This window comes from Mycolicibacterium brisbanense (assembly GCF_001570425.1).
Taxonomy (GTDB): domain Bacteria; phylum Actinomycetota; class Actinomycetes; order Mycobacteriales; family Mycobacteriaceae; genus Mycobacterium; species Mycobacterium brisbanense.
Genome location: NZ_BCSX01000044.1, coordinates 13,941 through 32,902 on the forward strand (window position 1 = coordinate 13,941; position 18,962 = coordinate 32,902).

General features: G+C 68.5%; 15 protein-coding genes and 1 tRNA gene. 3 read left to right on the plus strand and 13 right to left on the minus strand.

Annotation, left to right across the window (positions count from 1 at the left end; all coding sequences use genetic code 11):
• Positions 1-4: 4 nt before the first annotated feature.
• The 6 genes from RMCB_RS24365 to RMCB_RS24390 all read right to left on the minus strand — a co-directional run bounded on the left by RMCB_RS24365 (position 5) and on the right by RMCB_RS24390 (position 7,357).
• Positions 5-1,708, minus strand: a complete 1,704-nt coding sequence (locus RMCB_RS24365) for a diol dehydratase reactivase ATPase-like domain-containing protein (RefSeq protein WP_062830987.1) — start codon at positions 1,706-1,708, stop codon at positions 5-7.
• Positions 1,708-2,040: a diol dehydratase small subunit gene (locus tag RMCB_RS24370; protein WP_062830833.1), complete on the minus strand. Its 333-nt coding sequence runs from the start codon at positions 2,038-2,040 to the stop codon at positions 1,708-1,710. The genes RMCB_RS24365 and RMCB_RS24370 overlap by 1 nt, the downstream gene beginning before the upstream one ends.
• A complete protein-coding gene (locus RMCB_RS24375; protein WP_062830986.1) occupies positions 2,037-4,256 on the minus strand; it encodes a propanediol/glycerol family dehydratase large subunit in 2,220 nt (739 codons plus the stop codon). Before RMCB_RS24375 ends, RMCB_RS24370 begins: the two co-directional genes overlap by 4 nt.
• 89 nt (positions 4,257-4,345) lie before the next feature.
• A complete protein-coding gene (locus RMCB_RS24380) occupies positions 4,346-5,701 on the minus strand; it encodes a WS/DGAT/MGAT family O-acyltransferase (protein ID WP_062830834.1) in 1,356 nt (451 codons plus the stop codon).
• Positions 5,702-5,750: 49 nt separating this feature from the next.
• Entirely contained in the window at positions 5,751-6,407 is a 657-nt protein-coding gene (locus RMCB_RS24385; protein WP_062830835.1) for an MSMEG_1061 family FMN-dependent PPOX-type flavoprotein, read from the minus strand.
• 2 nt (positions 6,408-6,409) lie between these two features.
• A complete protein-coding gene (locus tag RMCB_RS24390) occupies positions 6,410-7,357 on the minus strand; it encodes a PDR/VanB family oxidoreductase (protein WP_062830836.1) in 948 nt (315 codons plus the stop codon).
• Between the two features lie 90 nt (positions 7,358-7,447).
• Between RMCB_RS24390 and RMCB_RS24395 the strand changes: the two genes are divergently transcribed.
• Positions 7,448-8,041 (plus strand): TetR/AcrR family transcriptional regulator C-terminal domain-containing protein, encoded by a 594-nt coding sequence (locus tag RMCB_RS24395; protein WP_062830837.1) that lies wholly within the window; start codon positions 7,448-7,450, stop codon positions 8,039-8,041.
• A 1-nt stretch (position 8,042) separates the two neighbouring features.
• Here the strand turns inward: RMCB_RS24395 and RMCB_RS24400 are convergent, their stop codons facing one another.
• From RMCB_RS24400 to RMCB_RS24415, 4 genes are all read right to left on the minus strand, one after another.
• Entirely contained in the window at positions 8,043-9,518 is a 1,476-nt protein-coding gene (locus tag RMCB_RS24400; RefSeq protein WP_062830838.1) for an aminotransferase class I/II-fold pyridoxal phosphate-dependent enzyme, read from the minus strand.
• Entirely contained in the window at positions 9,518-10,426 is a 909-nt protein-coding gene (locus tag RMCB_RS24405; protein WP_062830839.1) for a universal stress protein, read from the minus strand. The genes RMCB_RS24400 and RMCB_RS24405 overlap by 1 nt, the downstream gene beginning before the upstream one ends.
• Positions 10,423-11,832: an amino acid permease gene (locus RMCB_RS24410; RefSeq protein ID WP_201028349.1), complete on the minus strand. Its 1,410-nt coding sequence runs from the start codon at positions 11,830-11,832 to the stop codon at positions 10,423-10,425. Before RMCB_RS24410 ends, RMCB_RS24405 begins: the two co-directional genes overlap by 4 nt.
• Positions 11,833-12,127: 295 nt before the next feature.
• Positions 12,128-12,829 (minus strand): TetR/AcrR family transcriptional regulator, encoded by a 702-nt coding sequence (locus tag RMCB_RS24415; protein ID WP_081661696.1) that lies wholly within the window; start codon positions 12,827-12,829, stop codon positions 12,128-12,130.
• Positions 12,830-13,045: 216 nt separating this feature from the next.
• Here RMCB_RS24415 and RMCB_RS24420 point away from each other — a divergent pair, with 216 nt between their 5' ends.
• Together RMCB_RS24420 and RMCB_RS24425 are read left to right on the plus strand one after the other, a co-directional pair.
• Positions 13,046-14,515, plus strand: coding sequence for an aminotransferase class I/II-fold pyridoxal phosphate-dependent enzyme (locus RMCB_RS24420; protein WP_201028345.1), 1,470 nt, complete (start codon positions 13,046-13,048; stop codon positions 14,513-14,515).
• 26 nt (positions 14,516-14,541) lie between these two features.
• On the plus strand, positions 14,542-16,188 hold the full coding sequence (locus RMCB_RS24425; RefSeq protein ID WP_062830842.1) for an amidohydrolase: 1,647 nt from the start codon (positions 14,542-14,544) through the stop codon (positions 16,186-16,188).
• Positions 16,189-16,198: 10 nt separating this feature from the next.
• On the opposite strand, the gene RMCB_RS24430 is transcribed toward RMCB_RS24425, so the two are convergent.
• The 3 genes from RMCB_RS24430 to RMCB_RS24440 all read right to left on the minus strand — a co-directional run bounded on the left by RMCB_RS24430 (position 16,199) and on the right by RMCB_RS24440 (position 18,942).
• The gene (locus RMCB_RS24430; protein ID WP_062830843.1) at positions 16,199-17,374 is read right to left on the minus strand and encodes a Glu/Leu/Phe/Val dehydrogenase dimerization domain-containing protein; all 1,176 of its coding nucleotides are present in this window, start codon (positions 17,372-17,374) and stop codon (positions 16,199-16,201) included.
• A gap of 3 nt (positions 17,375-17,377) precedes the next feature.
• Positions 17,378-18,733: a flavin monoamine oxidase family protein gene (locus RMCB_RS24435; protein ID WP_063979672.1), complete on the minus strand. Its 1,356-nt coding sequence runs from the start codon at positions 18,731-18,733 to the stop codon at positions 17,378-17,380.
• Positions 18,734-18,851: 118 nt separating this feature from the next.
• Positions 18,852-18,942, minus strand: a tRNA-Ser gene (locus RMCB_RS24440).
• Between the last annotated feature and the right edge of the window lie 20 nt (positions 18,943-18,962).

Sequence of the window (18,962 nt, forward strand, 5' to 3'; positions counted from 1 at the left end):
GTGGTCAGCTTCGCGACGCGGTGGCGTAAAGGTGCACCAGACCTGACGCCACCGCGAAACGCGGACCGTGTACTCCGTCGATGTTGGCCCGGCCCACCACCACCGGGACCGTCCGCAGGGATTCACCCACGGTCCGCAACAATTCGTCGTCGAGTGCGCCGCCGCCGGCCAAAACCAGTGCCGTCGGCGGTTTTTCGAATGCACCGAGGCAACGTGCGATGTTTGCGGCGACGGTCTCCTGTTTGATCGCCAGACGTAGGCTGCGCCACTCCTCGGCCGCCAGCTTGTTCGAGAACGGGACCAGACCGGCACTGCCCCGGGTGCACAACCGCCCGATGGCATCGGCGGGAGCCGGGTGGTCGAGGAACACCCGTCGGCCGTCTTCTTCGTGTGCGACGTGCGGCCCCTCCACACGCAGGGCCGGCGTCCGCTTCACGCGCTCGGCCAGGGCCCGCGGAATGTTGAGCATCCGGGCCACGGCGACGGTGATGGTCTCCCCCGCGCCCGCCGCGGTCACCGTCCGGTCGACGCCGACCAGGTCGATGGTGCCGCCGCCGATATCGCACACCACCGAGTTCGGCGGCAGCCCGGGCGTCGTACGGGCCCCGCGCGCCGCGGCTTCCGGCTCGCTCGCGATGGTGTACGCCGGGCGCCCCGTCAACTCCTGCAGGGTGGCTGCCGCGTCGGCGACGTGATCGGCGGCCAGCAGCGCCACGACCGTCCCACGGGCGTCGGCGACCCCGCGGCGCAGCCACGCACCGTTGTCCAACGCCGAAAGATCGGTGAAAAAGGCATCGTCGACGGTGATTTCGTGGTCGGCGGTGGGGATCGAGCGCAGCCGGATCCGCAGCGGATCCCCCGGCGGGTCGCGCCGCAGGATGCTGTGGGCCTGCGCGGGCGAGTAGCGGACCGGCCTGCCGTCGACGGTGAATTCGACGTAGTCGTCGTCGTCGACGGCGGGCGGCTCGGGCGGCGCGGTGCGCGGGGTGACCGCGATGGCGGGCGCATCGGCGAGTTCGCGCGTGAATTCGGCGATGTCGGGCAGTTGCTCATGGTCGAGTTCCAAGGCGGCGCACAGTGCGATCGGATCGGCAAGCGCCCGGTAGGCCCGCCCCTCCGGCACCACCTCCACGGCGACCAGCGCTCCTGGCGCCAGCCCGGCCACGTCGACCTCGTCGACCACCGGGATGTCGATCGGGATGCGGTTGCCGATCAGCACCGCATCGTCTTGCGCGGCGATCACGCCGGTCACCGACCATCCGGCCGTGAGCGCCGCGCGGATCGCCGCGGCAGCGACTTCGAAATCGGTGTCACCGTCGACGGACACGATGATCTGACCCGCCGCGACAGGGCCGGACAACGCGGCCAGCGGGACATGGCGGCCGACGGCGAATCCGCTGCCGGCCGGCGTGCTGGCGTCCGGCTTGCGCAGGCTGCGCACAGGCGAACGTGGCGACGACGCGGGCGGCAGCGGCGCGGTGTCGGTGTCCACCGGGCGGATCGCCGACAGCACGAGGACCTCCGCACCCGCTCCCGCGTCGACCTCGATCCGGTGCAGCAGGGCCGCCGCCCCGTCGAGCGAATCCCGAGACCCCTTGCGGCCCCGGGTCGGTGCCTGCCCATGTCCGACGGGCGTCACGGCGCCGTCCTCGACGCGGGCCAACACGATCTCGGTGGTGTGGTTGCCGACATCGATACCCGCGACGATCACCGCAGCAGACCCCTGCGGGCGTAGACCACGGCGGCCTGCCGCACCAGTTCGGCGCAGCGCGCCGCGCCGCGTGCGGCGAGTGAGGCCTGCAGGGCGTCGAGTTCGGCTGCGGTGGAGCGATATGGCCGCAGCGCCTCGTACAGCCCCATCACGTCCTCGTCGTCGATGGTGGCCAATTCGGCTGCGCGCCGGAAGTTCTCGGCGAGCTGGGGGTTGCCGTCCCGCTCGGCGACTGCGGCCTGATGGTCCAGCACAGCCGGGTCCATCCGCAGATCGGACGGCTCCAGCTTGCCGTCGACGGCAGCGGCGACGGTGAACTTCTCGCTCATGCTCGCGTCACCTCAACCGTCACGGGGCCCTGGCCCGGTTCACTGGCCTCACGCTCCAATGCGACGAGCGCCACCGCGCGCGCGTGGTAGCGCGCCGATATGGACTCGTCGGTGCCGCCGGTGAGGATGGGGATGGGTGCCATGCCTTTCGCGTGCCGGGCCGCGTTGCGGCCGAGCTCCCGGTAATTGCGGGCGGTCAACAGCGGGGCGACGCTGAACAGCTCCAGGTTGGCCAGCGGCGCCAGATCACGACGGTGAATCAGCGCAGTCCCCTTGCCCTGCAAGCCGATTCCGATGCCCGACCCGGACAGTTTCGCGGCGGTCAACCCGATCAACCCGACATCGATGGTCGAGCGCACGCGAACGAACCGTGGCACGCACCCTTCTTCCTCAAGCCCTGCGGAGATCTGCCGGATCACCTCGCCGATGGTCAGCCCGCACAGCGTCAGCCAGACGCTGCGGCCCAGCGCCGGGGACAGGCCGATGCACACCTCACGCGGGTCTCGGCCTTGGCGTGCCGGTTCGATGTCGGTGACGATGATGTGACCGGCGTGTTCGGCCTGATCGGCGGTCAACTCTGCGGCGCTGCGTTGCTGGCGGATGTCGTCGATCTCGGCACGGCGCTCCTCGCTCAGGGTGTACCCGGTGCCCGGGCCCGCGTAGTCGTTGGGGTCGGTGATCTTCGAGAGCACCCGGAACTGGTCGTCGAAGATCGCCGAGGTCTGTAACTGGTCGCCCCGCAGGCGTTCTCGCGTCAGACGCATGATGGCCTCGGCTTCTTCGCCGAAACCGGTCCGGTGCAGCGAAGCAACCACGTCGAACACCGTGAGTTGCTTGGCTTCGATGGCGGCTGCTGCCTCGGCGACGGCCTTCGGGTCCCCGGGCGGCAGGTCGCGGGATCCGTTGGCGGCCACCACCTCGTCGATGTGGCTGTCGTCGAAGTCGGCCAGCCCGAGATCGCGGTACACCGCCTGCACGGCCCGCGCCGCGCGGCGTCGCACCCGGGCCAGATGCTCGGCGGGCACCGTCCGCAGACCGCCGTCGGCACCCCAGTCGCGTTGCAGGACAAGGAAATCGTCCATGTCGTCGGAGTTGAAGTTGGACAGCGCGAACGCGTTGTCGTAGCGCGGGATGGAGCCGAAGCCGGAGAAGATGAAGTCTGCCCCGGCCAGCAGCACCGGCAGGGTGTGGGCGCTGCGGCGGATGTCGGACTCGGAGATCAGGTTGTCGTTGCCCGCACACGATTCCAGGTCGCGCATCATCACCATGAGGTTCTCGGCGAGCAACTCCTTCATACCTTCGGGCACCGAGGCCACCACCCCGACCCCGTCGATACCGCCGTTCTGCACCCCTTGGGAGCCCAGCGCGCGGGCCAGCGACACGCATCGCGATTCCAGATACAGGATCGAGCACTTCTCCGCGGCCCCCATGAGCACCTCGGCGCCGCCGCCGCTGGTCACCCGCATCTTCAACCCGCGCGACGCGTAGGCACTCGTGAGGATCGCCTTGGAGAACGGGGTGTCGTCGCCGTCGACGAACACCTGCTCGGTGCCATAGATGGAGATGGTCTCGGCGTAGCTGGTCAGGCCGCGCAGGCCCAGCCGGAGCTCCAGCGCTTCCTCGATGGAGCACTGGGCCATCGCTCCGGGTGTCCCCACCTGCGAACCGATCAGCAGCGCAACGGCATTCGACGGCGCGTCGCCGAGCACGGGAACCGTCGTCTCGACCTCGCGGAAACCGTAGGCCACCGCGCTGGCCGCATCGGCGGCGATCAGCAGCGGGTCGTCGAGTTGATTGGTCACGTGCGCCTGGTTGCTCGGCGTGCGGCGAGCGCGCATCTTGGCCATCGCCATCTGCATCTCGACGGGCGTCATCACCGCGATCACCCGCGCCAGCTTGGCCGGGGTGGTGCCGCCGATCAGCCGGACCACCTCCGCACGCGGCACTCCGGGGTCGACGGCCATGCGCGCGAGCGCGACGTCGGGACACGCCATCGCCTCGGCGGCCACGTCGAGATCCAGGCCGTAGCGGGCGATGAACTCGTCGATGACGTCGAAGTCGGCGGCGGACTTCCCGTCCAACTCGACGACCTCGCCGTCACGCACCACCAGCGACGGCTCCGGATCGTTGGGGCTGCGCATCGCGGCCAGGCCCAGACCCGGGTTGGCGACGCTGAAACCGTCGAGGTTGACCGGTTTCGCGTCGAGAACCCGCATCCGGCCCAGGGTCACACCATCGCCATCCGTCACGGAAACCATTTTGCGTGAACGGCAGTATTTGGTCTACCCAATACGCGTTTTTGGTGTCAGACGCCGGTCGCGACCTCCAACCCCTTGAGTGAGTCCTCGAGGTGGCTCAGCATCCGCTGCAGATGCGGCACGCTGCGCCGGCACCCGACCAGACCGAAGTCCAGGTTGTCGCCGTTGTTGGCCAGCGTGATGTTCATGGCCTGGCCGTCGAGCGCGATCGACAGCGGATAGTTGCCGTCCAGCCGGGCGCCCTTCCAGTACAGGGGATGCCGCGGCCCTGGAACATTGGAGATGACGAGGTTGAACGGCGGTGCGGTCGCCTTGACGAAACCCGGCACCGCGGCCAGCCCCAGCGGCGCGATCATCAACGCCGACAACGCCAATGCCTGCACCCGGGGCAGCTCGGAGAAGACCTGCTTGTTGCCGCGCATCGACTCACTGATGATGGCGAGCCGCTCGGCGGGGTCGTCGCTGTCGGTGGCGAGGTTGCACAGGATCGACCCGACCAGGTTGCCACCCGCATCGGCCTCGTTCTCCGAACGCAGGCTGACCGGGACCATCGCGATCAACGGCCGGTCCGGCAGTGCGCCCTGCTCCAGCAGATAGGCCCGCAGCGCGCCGGCGCACATCCCGAGCACCACGTCGTTGACGGTGACGCCGCTGGCCTCTTTGATCCGCTTGAACCGCTCCAGCGGCCACGACTGCGCCGCGACCCGGCGGGCACCGCCGATCTTGACGTTGAACATCGTCTTCGGGGCTGCGAACGGCAACGTGAGTTGCTGTTCCAGCAACGCGGCACGGGCGAGTTTGACCGTCGAGGGCGCGATCCCGACGGCGGCACCGGCCGCATCGGTCACGGTGCGCAGCAGCGACGGACTCTGCTGCCTGCGCTTCTGCCGCGGCAGGTCCCACGGCACCCGCACCTCGGTGTCGTCGGGATCCTCCGACAGGGTGCGCATGATCAGCTTGAGTGCCGAGACACCATCGATCAACGAGTGGTGCAGCTTGGTGTAGACGGCGAACCGGCCGTCGGCGAGCCCCTCGATCAGATGGGCCTCCCACAGCGGCCGATGCCGGTCCAGCAGGCCGCTGTGCAGTCGCGAGGTCAGTTCCAGCAGGTCACGCACCCGGCCCGGCGACGGCAGCGCCGAGCGGCGCAGGTGGTAGTCGAGGTCGACGTCGTTGTCGTAGGTCCAGCCGACGTTGGCGATACCACCGAGGATGGTGGCCGGGTGTTTGCGGAACACCGGCTGAAAGTCGGTGTGCGCGACCATCTCTTCGTACAACTCGCGCACGAATTCGGGGCTCGCGCCCGCCGGGGGCTCGTAGAGCGCCAGACCGCCGACATGGAACGGGTGTTCCCGCGTCTCGGCGATGAGGAACATCGAATCGGTCGGCGACATCAACTCCATACGGCCATTGAACGCTTCGCTCCGCGCGGGCCGTGGCGAAACGAGTACGTCAGTACAGGGTCGTCTCGTAATGCTCGTTGGTGATGTCGATTAGGCCGCTCACGTCGATCCCCATGGCTGTCGCCATCTCGCCCATCTCCGCACCGATGGCGCAGTAGAAGTTCGCGCCGCCCAGCAACGCGTCGGCCAATGCGGGATCCGGATTCCACATGCGGGACCGGATCAGCGCCTTGCCGCACTGGTAGAACACTTCCTGAACCCGGACGATCGTGGCGAGTACGGCGGGCTTGCCGTCGGCCGCGAGCATGTCGAGCAGCTCGGGGTCGTCGGTGACGAAGGCGTCGCCGTTGACGCGCAGCACCTCCCGGACGCCCGGCACCAGGAACAGCACGCCGACCCCGGGCCGCTCGACGAGATTGCGGAACGTGTCGATGGCCTTGTTGCCGGGGCGGTCGGGGATCGCGAGCGTGCGCGAATCGAGCACCTTCACAGCGCCGGGCGGGTCGCCCTTCGGACTGGCATCGACCTGCCCGGCGTCGTTGACCGTCGCGACGACGTAGAACGTGCTGTGCGCGATGAAGCGCCGGGCGAACTCACCGAGACTCGAGGTCTTCTTCTCCTCGATGAATTTGGGCGGATAGCCGATGATTTCGCGAATGCGCGCGAGGTCGATGGACCGGTAGTCGTCTGCTGCGGTGTGGTTCATGATCAGATGTCCAGTACCAGTCGGGGTCCGGCGGCGCGGGACACGCAGATGAACATGCGGTCGTTGGCTGCTCGTTCCTGTTCGTCGAGGATGTCGTCGCGGTGATCCGGGATGCCGTCGAGCACCGGCGTCTCGCACGTACCGCACAGGCCTTCCCGGCACGACGTCGAGACCGGCACACCGGCGTCCTCGAGGACGTCGACGATGCTGCGATGCGGCGGCACGGTCAGGGTCTTACCCGAACGGGCACAACGGACTTCGAACTCGGTATCGATCCGGGCCGGCTTGGGCCGCGACGTGAACCGCTCGATGTGCAGGGCGCCGGGCGGCCAGTGCGTCATGCGCTCGGCGACCGCCGCCAGCAGCGACTCGGGCCCGCACGCGTACACACCGGTGCCGGGCTGCGGTTCGGCCAGCAGATCGTCCAGCGGGATACGGCCGGCTTGATCGCTCGCGTAGTACTCGACGTCGGCGCCGAATACCGCCAGCTCGCCGGTGAAGGCCATCGATGCTGCGCGCGAAGCCGCATAGACCAGCCGCCACGGTTTGCCTTGTGCTGCGACACCGCGCACCATCGCCAGGATCGGGGTGATGCCGATGCCGCCGGCCACGAACAGGTAGCGATGGTGGTCACGGAGGGGAAAGTTGTTGCGGGGACCGCGAATTGCGACCTTCTGACCCGGGCGGAGAAAGGCGTGGATGTACTCCGAACCGCCGCGGCTGCGAACCTCACGCCGGACCGCGATGCGGTAGGCGCTCCGGTCGGCGGGTGAGCCACACAGTGAGTACTGCCTGGCGATCCCGGTGGGCAGCACAAGGTCGACGTGTGCGCCGGGGTCCCAGGCCGGCCACTCGGTGCCGTCGGGGCGGGTCATCGACACCGACACCACGCCGTCGGCCTCGAGTCGCAGCTGCTGGACGACGGCGGGCTGCGCGGCAACCGCACTCATAGGGGTCCACCTTTCTTGAACAAGGATCAAGAACCACTATCCACTACACTTGATCAACGATCAAGGCGTCGATATTGCGAGGGAGCCGGCGTGGGCCTGAACCGAGAACATGTGGTCAGAGCCGGCCTTGAGGTGCTCGACGAGATCGGCCTGGACGCGCTGACCATGCGTAAGGTGGCCAATCACCTTGGTGTGCAACTCAATACGGTGTATTGGCACGCCGCGAGCAAGCCCGCGCTGCTGGCGGCCATGGCCGATCTGATGCTCGAGGGCTGCGCCGACGAACCGCTACCGCGGCACTGGCAGAAGCGGTTACGCGAACTCGCGCATCGCTACCGGGGCGCGATGCTCGCACACCGCGACGGTGCGCGCGTCATCGCCGGGACCTTTCCCGTGGAACCGCGCACCCTCCAACTGGGCGAAGCCTTCGTCTCGACGCTGCTGGCAGGCGGTATCGAACCCCGCACCGCCGCGTGGTCGGCCTGGGCGATCGCGTACTACACCATGGGTATCACCCAGGAGCAACAGGCGATCACCGCGCTGGAACACCCGGTGCACCTCGCCGAAGCGGTCACCGCCGACCGGTATCCGGCGCTGTCACAGGTCGCCGATTTCTTCGGTCCCGATGATTTCGACCGGCGGTTCGATTTCGGGCTCGATCTGCTGATCGCGAACCTGTCCTGAGTTACGGCTCCTTCGCCAGCACGTTGATGGTGTGGAACGTGGGATCGCTTGCGCCGTGCAGCTTTCCGCCCCCGTCGGCGATCTCGCGCAGATAGGTGATGATGTCGGCGTCGATGCGCTCGCCCGGCAGCAGCGCCGGGATGCCCGGCGGGTAGCTGGCGATCGATTCGCAGGAGATCCGCCCCGCGGCGTCTTCCACCGCCACCTGCTCGGCCTCGCCGAGGAACGCCTCGCGCGGCGGGATCGCCACCTCGTAGCCCAGCGACGCCGCAGGCGGCACGATCAACGGGGTGTCGCCCGGCACCTTGAGCCGCTTGACCACCTCTTCGACGTCACCGGCCACCCGCAGCAGGTTCGCGGTGGACTCCCCGAGGCCGATCACCAGCACGATGGTCGCGTGCAGCGGCAGCTCGACATGCACGTCGTAGCTCTGCCGCAGCGCGTCGGCGATCTCGTAGCCGGTACGGCCGGTATGCCGCACATCGAGGACGATGCGCAGCGGGTCGTAGCCCGTCACACCCATCCGGCCGACCATCGACTCGTCGACCAGGTCGATGCCGTCGATGCTCTTGAGCTTCTCGCTGGCCAACCGGATGGCCACCAGGGTTTCGTTCAGCAGCTGCTCACCGTGCATGACCAGTTGGCGCCGGGCCGCGTCGAGCGAGGCCATCAACAACGACGACGGGCTCGTCGACCGCAGCAGCCGTAACGCCCGCGCGACCGCGCCGATGTCGACACGCCCGGTGTCCGCGATGTGCAGCATGGCGGCCTGGGTGAGCGCGCCTGCGATCTTGTGGGTACTGGTCAGCATGGCGTCGGCACCCTGCGACAACGCCGTCGGCGGCAGCCCGTCATGGAAGCCGAAGTGCGGGCCCCACGACTGGTCGACGATCAGCGGCACGCCGCGCGAATGCGCCGCCTCGGCCAGACCGGCGATATCAGCGGCCATGCCGAAGTACGTCGGCGACACGATGAACGCGGCCCTGGCGTCGGGAGCGTTGTCCAGCGCTGCGGCCAGGGATTCCGGCGTCACGCAGTGCGCGACGCCGAGCACGTCGTCGTACTCGGGCGCCACGAAGCTGGGGATGCCGCCGGAGAGCACCAGCCCGTCGACGATCGACGCATGCGAATTACGTTGCGCCACAATACGAGTGCCCAAAGGGGCCAGCGCCAGGCACAGGGTGTGGTTGCCCTGCGTCGCGCCGTTGGTGAGGAAGAACGAGCGCGCCGCACCGAACGCCTCCGCTGCAAGCCGCTCGGCCTGGACGTACGGTGACGGCTGCGGACCGATGTCCACACCCCAGAGCCCCAGCGGCACGTCGGATGCCAGAGCGTCGATACCGATCGCTTTGACCAGCGCCGGATCCGCGCCGGGACCACCCTTGTGGCCGGGCGTGTGATAGCGGGCCGCACCGCGGAACGAATACGCCAGCACCGCATCGAGATACGGTGCGTTCGGCTGTTCAGCGGCGCCCATCAGTCTCCACCCTTCGCTTCGGCCAACTCCTCGGCCGCCTCACGCGGCACCACGATGACCGGGACCGGCGCGTGCCGGACGATCTTGGTGGCCCGCGATCCGATGAACACCCGTGCGACGGGCCCAGTCTCGCTCGACCCGATCACGAGCACTTCGCCGGGCTCCCATTCGATGCTCTCGAAGGCCTCGTCCCAATCGCGTCCGTGCCCGAGCACGATCTCGGGCCGGGAGGCTTGCGGCTGCCCGCCCGACGACAGCGCCTTCTCCGCCGCGGCATAGATGTCTTCCGTCCACTCCGCTAGCACGGCGCCGTGCTCGTCGCGGAACCGCGCCGTCTCGGGTGGCGAGAGGTGAACGGCGAAGGATGCCAATCGCAACGCACACCCGTACTCGGCTGCCATCGCCCGCGCCGAAACCAGCAGCAGCGAACTCTGTTCGCCACCGGTGAAGGCCAGCGTGATCCGGCTGATTTTCTTTCCGGAGGACCGGAATCCGCGGGGAGCCACCGCGACCGGCAGGTGCGAACTGTGCAGCAGCCGGTCGGCGACACTGCTCAACGAGATGTACCCGAACTGACCCGAATCGGACGACCCGGTGACGATCACGCTGGCCTGGTGCTGCGAGGCGGCCTCCAGCAAGCCTGCGGAGGCCGACTTCGCGTGGACCGTGACGAATTGGGCCGACACGTCGGCGTCCAGGTCCTCACGGGCCTGGGCGACGGCGGTGTCGACGAGTTCGTCGATGTAGGCGCGGTAGCCCTGGTCGGCCCGGGACAGCCCCGGCGTCCACGGCGCCGGGATGACCACGCACACGAGCAGGTCCTGGCCGCTGGTCCGCGCCAGCATGCCTGCCAGACTGAGCACCGCCTTGGCCCGCCGCTTGAGCGGATACCCGACGAGGATGGTCATGGCTGGGGCTCCTCCTTCGCCGCGTCCAGCCCGACGTGCTCATGTCTGCCGAGATGCGAGTGGCTGCGGGCGTAGACGAAGTACCACACCAACGACAGCCCGACCCAGATCACGAAGACGTAGATGGTCACCGTCCGCAGGCTCGCGATGATCCACAGCGCACCGAGGACCGACAGGATCGGCGTGATCGGGTACAGCGGGACCTTGAACGTGCGGGGCAGTTCCGGCGCGCGCCGGCGCAGCACGATGACGCCGATGGACACGGTCACGAACGCGGCCAGGGTGCCGACGCTGGTCATCTCCGCCAGGAAGTTGATGGGGATGAAGCCGGCGAGGATCGCGATGACGGCCGCGACGATGATGGTGTTGGGCACCGGGGTCAAGGTGCGGGGATTCACCTTGTGGAAGATCGGCGGGATCATGCCGTCGCGCGACATCGCGAACAGGATGCGCGTCTGCCCGTATACCGACACCAGCGTCACGCTGAAGATCGAGATGATGGCGCCCGCGGCCAGCACGGTGCCCGGCCAGGACTGCCCGGTGACGTTCTCCAGGATCTTCGCCAGCCCCGCTTCCTGACCGTCGAATTCGCCTGACGGCTGGGCACCCAGCGCGACCAGGGCCACCAACACGTACATGACCGTCACGGTGATCAGCGAGATCATGATCGCCAACGGAAGGTTGCGATGCGGGTTCTTGGCCTCCTCACCCGCGGCGGCCACGCCGTCGAGTCCCACGAACGTGAAGAAGATGATGCTCGCCGCGGTGGTGACGCCGCCGATGCCGTGCGGTGCGAACGGCTGCATGTTGTCCGCGTTGAAGCCCTGGATGCCGATGAGGACGAACATGACCAGCACGGCGAGCTTGATGGCGACCATGATCGCGTTGGTCTTGGCCGACTCACTGACGCCGCGGATCAGCAGCACCGCGCACATCAGGATCAGGATGATGGCAGGCACGTTGCAGATGCCGCCCTCTTCGGGCGCGTTGGACAGCGCCGAGGGCAGCTGGAAGTGGAAGACGTTGAGCAGGAACTCATTGACGTACTGCGACCAGCCGACGGCGGTGGCAGCGCCGGCCACACCCCATTCCAGCAGCAGGCACGCGCCGACGCCGAGCGCCACCACTTCACCGAGCGTCGTATAGGCGTAGGAGTACGACGAGCCGGCCACCGGGACAGCGCCCGCCAATTCGGCGTAACAGACCGCCGTCAGGCCCGCGACGACCGCGGACAGCACGAAGGACCACAGCACGGCCGGGCCCGCGATGGGGACCGCCTGGCTGAGGATGAAGAAGATGCCGGTGCCGATGGTGCCACCGATGCCGATGGCCGAGAGGCCCCATAGCCCGATACTTCGCTTGAGCTCGCTTTTTCCGGTGTCCGCACCTGTTTCGGCGTTGATCATGCCCACGGGTTTGCGGCGCAGGGCCTGCTCTGTAAGAGATGCCACGAGTCCTCCTCAGTAAGACGCCGTTGTCTGACTAGCTGCTGCTACGTGGTCGGCCGCCGGCTGCGTCAGCGAGCGTCCCGGCGGTCAGGCTACGACTGCACTGTTCAGTGGACTGCCCGTTATGCAACAGTGGTGCGATATTGTCGGAATTGGTGCCCACATCGTGATGTGAAGCCGATATCGACGGCCGAGGAGTTGGCAGCGTCCACACCTACCGGACGTGCCCCAAACAGGTTGGTGCCGGTGATCTTCAGGCCGGCAGCGGCGGATGCGCCATCGATTGCGAGGCCTTCGCCAGCGCTGCCCTGTCGACCTTGAACAGGTCGGCGATGGCGTCGAGGATCATCGATTCCATCAGAGGGACCGTCATCTCGTAGAGGCCAAGCAGCGTCTGGATGGCCAAACCGTCGGTGAGAGCGACGATCCGGGTGACGGCGTCATCGACATTTCCGTTCGACTGCAGCACCCCGCGTGCGATCCCGTCGTTGATGCACTCGGTGAACAGCGTCCGCCAGAGGTTCATGATGCGGTGAATGTTCTTGCGCAACTCGCGATTTCGCGTACTTGCCGCATAGAACTCGACCCACAGCCCCCAGGCCATGTCGAAATCCTCGTCGGTCACGATGAACCGCGCCAGGCGCGCGATGCGGACCAGTGGCTCGTCGTCCTCGGCGACACAGCGGCGCCATCCGTCCCTGCTCTGCTCGGCCGACGCGCGGAAGGTTTCCAGCACGAGGCGGTCCTTGGTACGGAAGTAGTGCTGGATCAGTCCGACGGAGACGCCGGCCTCCTCCGCCACGTCAGCCAACCTCGTGGAATCCACCCCGTTGGTCACGATCACCCGCGCGGTAGCGGCGACGATGGCCGCACGGCGCGCGTCCATGTGTTCGGGGTTCGACGCCCGGAATCGAGCCGTCGTGGCCGACCGGGAGGGGCGAAGTGCTTCTGACATGGGATGACGCTATAATATGTTCAAATTATTAACAAGAGTTTGAGCGAGACACCGCAGGGATCATCCATCCGCCACCCCGCCACCGCCGGGTGGCTCGAATGCCGAAACATAAAGTGGCACGGACTTATTGGACGCTAAAGCGTCCTTCCGCCGGTGACTTTTGCCAAACTCGTCAAGCCCGGACAATAGCCGGGCCCCAAGGTGATGGGAGGGCCATTGAGCTCCACCGAACCGATCGACCACGATCGCTCGCCGTACGCCGACGCCATGCGCGCCTACGGCGAGGGCGACTGGGTCCGGGTGCACGTTCCCGGCCACATGGGCGAACCCAAGCGTCATCCCCTGCTCGCGGAGTGGTTCGGCGACCGGGTTCTCGAACTCGACGTGCCGCCGCTGATCGAAGGCGTCGACATCACGCCGGACCCCACCCCCATCACGCAGGCCCAACGGCTGGCCGCCGACGCGTGGGGCGCCGCGAGGACCTGGTTTCTGACCAACGGCGGATCCCAGGCCAACCACCTCGCGGTGATGTGCGCCCGCCAACTCGGCCGGACCCTGGTGGTGCAGCGCAGCGTACATTCCAGCGTGGTCGACGCCCTGGTGCTGGCCGGCCTGCGATCGGCGTTCGTCCACCCCTCGGTCGACGACCACCTGGGCATCGCGCACGGCGTCACCGCGGCCGACCTGTCCGCCGCGCTCGACGCGAACCCCGACGCCGCCGCCGCGCACCTGATCACTCCGAGCTACTTCGGCGCGGTCAGTGACGTGGCCGCACTCGCCGAGGTCGCCCACGACCACGGGGTCCCACTCATCGTCGACGAGGCCTGGGGCGCACACTTCGGCTTCCACCCCGCGCTGCCCGCCAATGCCCTCTCCAAAGGCGCCGATCTGGTGTGCTCGAGCACCCACAAGCTCGGCGGCAGCCTCACCCAGTCGGCGATGCTGCACCTGGGCGCCGGGCCGTACGCCAAGCAGCTGGAGCCCATGGTGGTCCGCGGTCTGCACACCGTGCAGTCGACCTCGACCAGCGGCATCCTGCTGGCCTCCCTCGACCTGGCCCGCAGGCAGCTGGCCACCGGGCAGGCGCGGATCGGCGAGTCGGTGGCGGTCGCCGACGAGATCCGGGCCCGGGTCCGCGCCCACGGCCGGTTCCGGATCGCCAGCGATGACTTCCTGCAGTTCCCCGACGTGGTCGCGGTCGATCCGCTGCGCGTGGCCATCGACACCTCGGCCGGCGGTATCAGCGGTGTGCGGGCCAGCAAGGTGTTGATCAACGAGCACAGGATCCACGTCGAGGTCGCGACCGGGGCGGCGATCGTGATGGTGATCGGAGCCGGCTCCGCGCCGGACGTGGACCGCATCGTCAACGCCCTGCACGCGCTGCCGGAAGAGAACGGCGGCGGCGAGGACCACTCCGCACTCAAGGTTCCGCCGCCCGGTGAGAGCCGGATGACGGTGCGCCAGGCGTTCTTCTCCCCGGTCGAGGTGGTCGGAGTCGACGCGGCCATCGGGCGCGTCAGTGCCGACACCCTGGCCGCCTACCCGCCCGGCATCCCGAATGTGCTGCCGGGCGAGGTGATCACCGCCGAACTCGTCGACTTCTTTCGCGGCACGACTGCTCACGGTGGCTACGTCCGCGGCGCCGTCGACCGCGCCGTGACCGGCTTCCGCGTGGTCGCCGAGTAGCCCGCCGAACACAACTGGAAGGAACCATGACCGACGTCATCTACCGCAATGCGGTCGTCCACACCGTCGACCCCGACCGGCCGAGCGCCTCGGCCGTCGCCGTCACCGGTGACCGCATCACCGCCGTCGGCGACGACGCCACGATCGCTGCCCTGGCCGGCCCCGACACCCAGATCGTCGACCTCGGCGGCCGGCTGCTGCTGCCCGGATTCGTCGACGCCCACAACCACCTGAGGCTCGGCTCGGATGTGGCGAGCGCCCAGTTGGCCGGCGCGGCGACGCTCGACGAGGTCTACCGCAGGCTGACCGCCTGGATCGAGGCCAACCCCGATGCGACGTGGATCGAGGGCGAGAGCCTCGACTACAGCGCGTTCCCGGCGGGCCAGATGCCCACGGCCGCCGACCTCGACGCCATCACCGGCGACAAGCCGGCGTTCGTGCTGACCTACGACGTGCACACCGCGTGGCTAAACACCGCGGCGCTGCGGTTCCTGGGCATCACCCGCGATCACACCGAATTGCCGTTCGGCACCGCCAAACTCGACCCGGTGACCGGCGAACCCACCGGATTTCTCACCAACTTCGCGGTCAAGGGGCTGGCCCGCGACGGCCAGCGCGCGATGGCCGAATTCCTGCCGTGGGCGTCGGAGGACCGGCGCTACGGGCGGCTGCTGTCCAGCCTCGACATGGCCATCGCCAACGGGCTGACGACCGTCGTCGAACCGCAGAACTCGCTCGACGACATCGGGCTGTTCACCCGGGCCCGCAGCGAGGGCCGGTTGAAGTCCCGGGTGATCGCCGGGCTGTTCCATCCCCGCGGCACCCCGGCGTCGGACCTTGCCGACTTCGCCGAGGCCATCAAGCAGTACCAGGACGACCAGTTCCGGCTCGGGCCGCTCAAGCTCTACATCGACGACGTCGTCGAGCCGCACACCGCCGCCCTGCTGGAGCCCTACTACAACGAGCCGGGCAACCGCGGAGCCACCTATTACGAGCCGACGGAGTTCGCCGAAGTGCTCACCGGGCTGGACGCGGCGGGCTTCCAGGCCTTCGTGCACGCCACCGGCGATCGCGGCATCCGCACGGTGCTCGACGGGGTCGCAGCGGCCCGCGCCGCCAACGGCGCCCGCGATGCCCGGCATCAGATCGTGCACGTCGAGTGTCTGCACCCCGACGACGTCGCCCGGTTCGCCGAGCTGGGCGTGGTGGCGTGCATGCAGCCCCGCCACGGTGCCCCCGACGTCGCCGGGCCGGGCAAGGACTGGGCGGAGGCCATCGGGCCGGAGCGCTCCGAACACGCATGGGCATTCCGCAGCCTGCAGCAGGCCGGCGCGGTGCTGGCGTTCTCCAGCGACTGGACCGTCGCCGAGATGGACCCGCTGTCACACCTCTACACCGCGGTGACGCGGCGCGGCCGCGGCGACACCCCGGCGTGGGTGCCCGAGCAGGGCATCACCTTGGACGAGGCCGTGTACGCCTACACGATGGGCAGCGCCTACGCGAACTTCTGCGAGGACAACCGCGGGTCGATCACCCCCGGCAAATACGCCGACTTCGCGGTGGTCTCCGACAACATCTTCGCCGGGCCGCCCGAGGCCATCCGCGATGCGACCATCGACATGACGATCGTGGGCGGCGAGATCGTGTTCGACCGGGCGGCCGCCATCGCGTGACGGCTCCCGACTAGAGGATCGGGAACCGCTCGTCGATCAAAGCCAGGCGCTGCGCTGCCACCGCGAGCGCGGCTTCGCGCGGTGTCACGCCGTTGGCCTCGGCATAGTCGAACATGTTGTCGCTCAACGCCTTCATCCGGTCGGCGATCTTGGCGAACGACTGCTCGGGACTGCCGTCGATATCGCCGAAGAACACCCACCACCACCACGCGTTGGTCGCGGAATTGGCCACGAAGTCCGGTGACACGGTGACTCCGCGAGCCGCCAGCGCGGCCTCCGCGTCGGGCAGCACCGGCATGTTGGCCGCCTCGACGATGAGCGTGGCCTGCACATCGGCCTGGTTGGAGTCGTCGATGCAGTACGACATCGCCGCGGGCACCAGCACGTCGGTGGAGAGGCTCAGCCAATGGTCGCCCGGTAGCTGGGTGTCGCCGTCACGCAGCTGACTGCGGTCGATACCGCCGGTGGCGTCGCGGGTGAGCAGTAGGCGCTCGACGTCCAGGCCCGACGGATTGGCCACCACGCCATGGACGTCGACGAGGCCGACGATGTGCACGCCCGCCTGCGCCAGGTAGCGGGCCGTCGCCCCGCCCATCGAGCCGAAACCCTGTACGACAGCCCGGGTTTCGGCAGCAGGCAGCCCCAGGCGCGCCATCGCCGCCAACCCGGCCTGCGCGACGCCGTAGCCACCCACCAGCTCGTCGAGCTTGACCCCGTCGACCACGCTGCTGAAGGCCGTCTTCATCCGGGCGTCGGCAGCCGCCTTGTCGTCGATCACCTGGTAGGCGGCCTCGATCGAACTGCTCAGGCCGATGGCCGCGATACCGCGGTCCACCGCGTCCTGGCGGACACCGAAATCCTCGCCCATGGTCCAGCGCTGCGCGATCAGCGGCTTCATGGCGGCCAAGTACCGGAACAGCACCTGCTCGGCGTCCGGGCTGTACGGGTCGAAATCGATGCCGCCCTTGGCCCCGCCCAGCGGAACATAGCGGGCGCCGTCCTCGTAGTGCACGGCCTCTTTGAGAGTCATGCCCTGTGCCAGGCCGCGGACCTCGGAGAGCGTGCAGCCGGCCCGCATCCGCAGCCCGCCGCTGCTGATGCCACGGACCAGCCGGTCGATCACCAGGTAGCCCTTGGCCTGCGTGACGGGATCGGTCCAGGTGACTTCGAAGAACGAGTCAGCCATCGGTCACGCCTTCCCGAGCCGCGCGAGCACCTCGTCGGCGGCGCGCCGGCCTGATCGGATGGCGCCGTCGACGTGCATCAACCCGATGCCCGCGATGTCCGAACTGGCGAAACTCAGCGCACCGATCGGCCGGCGCATGTCCGGCCCGAAGCGCACCAGCCCGCCGGGACCGAACGTAGGCGAATAGGCGCCGCGGGTCCACGGGTCGGCGTGCCAGCTGCTTTCCGCGAAATCGATGGGGTCCAGGGCCTGCGGGCCGAAGTAGGCCGCGAAGGACTCCAGGACTGCCGCCCGTCTGCCCTCGGCGTCGAGGCGGGCGACCCGGTCGGCGGCCGACGCCACGATGAAGCCGATGAGCACGCCCTCGCCGCTGCTGGGCAGCGTGTTGTCGTACACCTCGTGCACTGTGAGCTCCGGACCGAACCCGGTGCCGGACAAGCCCTCGTCGCGCCAGAACGGCCGGGCGTAGAAGGCCTGTACCTTGATCACCAGGCCCTGGGTGAAGTTCTCGTCCATCGTCATCCGCCAGGACGGCAGCGCCGGCTCGAATCGGATGCCCGACAACAGGTTCGGCGGCACAGCGAGGATCGCGGCGCGGCCCGCCACGGCGCCGTCGGCGGTTTCGACCACCACCGAGTCGTCCGTCCAGCGCACGGCACGCACCGCGTTGGCCAGCCGCACCCGCTCGCCCAACCGTTCGGCGAGCCGCAGCGGAATCTGGCTCAGCCCGCCGACCAGCCGGCTGTTGAGCACCTCGTCGGCATCCGCGAGGTGGCCGACCCCGCCGCTGGTGGCCGCCAGCCACGCCGCCGCCAGCACCGAGAACTGCACGGTCTCCTTGGTCATGAAGGCGGCCACGATCTTGCCGACCGCGGCGATCGCCTCGGCGTGGCCGCTCTGCTGCCGTAGCCACGCGTCGAACGTGGTGCCGTCGAGCTCGGCGGCCTGCGCGTGCTTCCAGGGATCGTCGGGATCCACCTCTGTGGTGATCCGGTCAAGGGCCTCGAAGATCTGGTCCACCGCGGCGACACCTTCGGCGTCCAGCGGCAGCTGCTCATGTGCGTGCGTCTGGCGTCGCCCGTCGGTGCCCACGTACACGTCGGCACCGCCCCTGGGCCGGACGAACTCCTCGATGCCCAGCTCTTTGGCCATCGCGAGCGCGGCATCCTGGTAGGGCGCCAGCCACTGCCCGCCCATCTCGACGTACCGGCCGTTGCGCTGCTCGGTCAGCAACCGGCCGCCGACCCGGTCACGTGCTTCCAACACCACCACGTCGCGCCCGGCGTCCACGAGAGTCTTGGCGGCGGTCAGTCCGGCCGCTCCGGCGCCGATGATGACGACATCAGTCTGTTCAGCCATGCCGCGCACCATATCGCCGTGCCGGGCTGCGTGAATGCCGTTGGAGCGCAATAGTATCGGCCTACTTGCCCGGTGCAGACAAAAACCCCGCCACCTGCATCGGCAGGCGCGGGGCTTATGGCGGTGGCGGAGGGATTTGAACCCTCGGACGGGGGTTACCCGTCACACGCTTTCGAGGCGTGCTCCTTAGGCCGCTCGGACACGCCACCGTGAGGCAGCTTACCGAACG

Coding starts and splice junctions, on each gene's coding strand:
- RMCB_RS24425 (WP_062830842.1), top strand. CDS start 14,542: ATGACCGACGTCATCTACCGCAATGCGGTCGTCCACACCGTCGACCCC.
- RMCB_RS24370 (WP_062830833.1), bottom strand. CDS start 2,040: ATGAGCGAGAAGTTCACCGTCGCCGCTGCCGTCGACGGCAAGCTGGAG.
- RMCB_RS24400 (WP_062830838.1), bottom strand. CDS start 9,518: ATGGGCGCCGCTGAACAGCCGAACGCACCGTATCTCGATGCGGTGCTG.
- RMCB_RS24410 (WP_201028349.1), bottom strand. CDS start 11,832: ATGATCAACGCCGAAACAGGTGCGGACACCGGAAAAAGCGAGCTCAAG.
- RMCB_RS24375 (WP_062830986.1), bottom strand. CDS start 4,256: ATGCGGGTTCTCGACGCGAAACCGGTCAACCTCGACGGTTTCAGCGTC.
- RMCB_RS24405 (WP_062830839.1), bottom strand. CDS start 10,426: ATGACCATCCTCGTCGGGTATCCGCTCAAGCGGCGGGCCAAGGCGGTG.
- RMCB_RS24415 (WP_081661696.1), bottom strand. CDS start 12,829: ATGTCAGAAGCACTTCGCCCCTCCCGGTCGGCCACGACGGCTCGATTC.
- RMCB_RS24380 (WP_062830834.1), bottom strand. CDS start 5,701: ATGGAGTTGATGTCGCCGACCGATTCGATGTTCCTCATCGCCGAGACG.
- RMCB_RS24430 (WP_062830843.1), bottom strand. CDS start 17,374: ATGGCTGACTCGTTCTTCGAAGTCACCTGGACCGATCCCGTCACGCAG.
- RMCB_RS24390 (WP_062830836.1), bottom strand. CDS start 7,357: ATGAGTGCGGTTGCCGCGCAGCCCGCCGTCGTCCAGCAGCTGCGACTC.
- RMCB_RS24385 (WP_062830835.1), bottom strand. CDS start 6,407: ATGAACCACACCGCAGCAGACGACTACCGGTCCATCGACCTCGCGCGC.
- RMCB_RS24435 (WP_063979672.1), bottom strand. CDS start 18,733: ATGGCTGAACAGACTGATGTCGTCATCATCGGCGCCGGAGCGGCCGGA.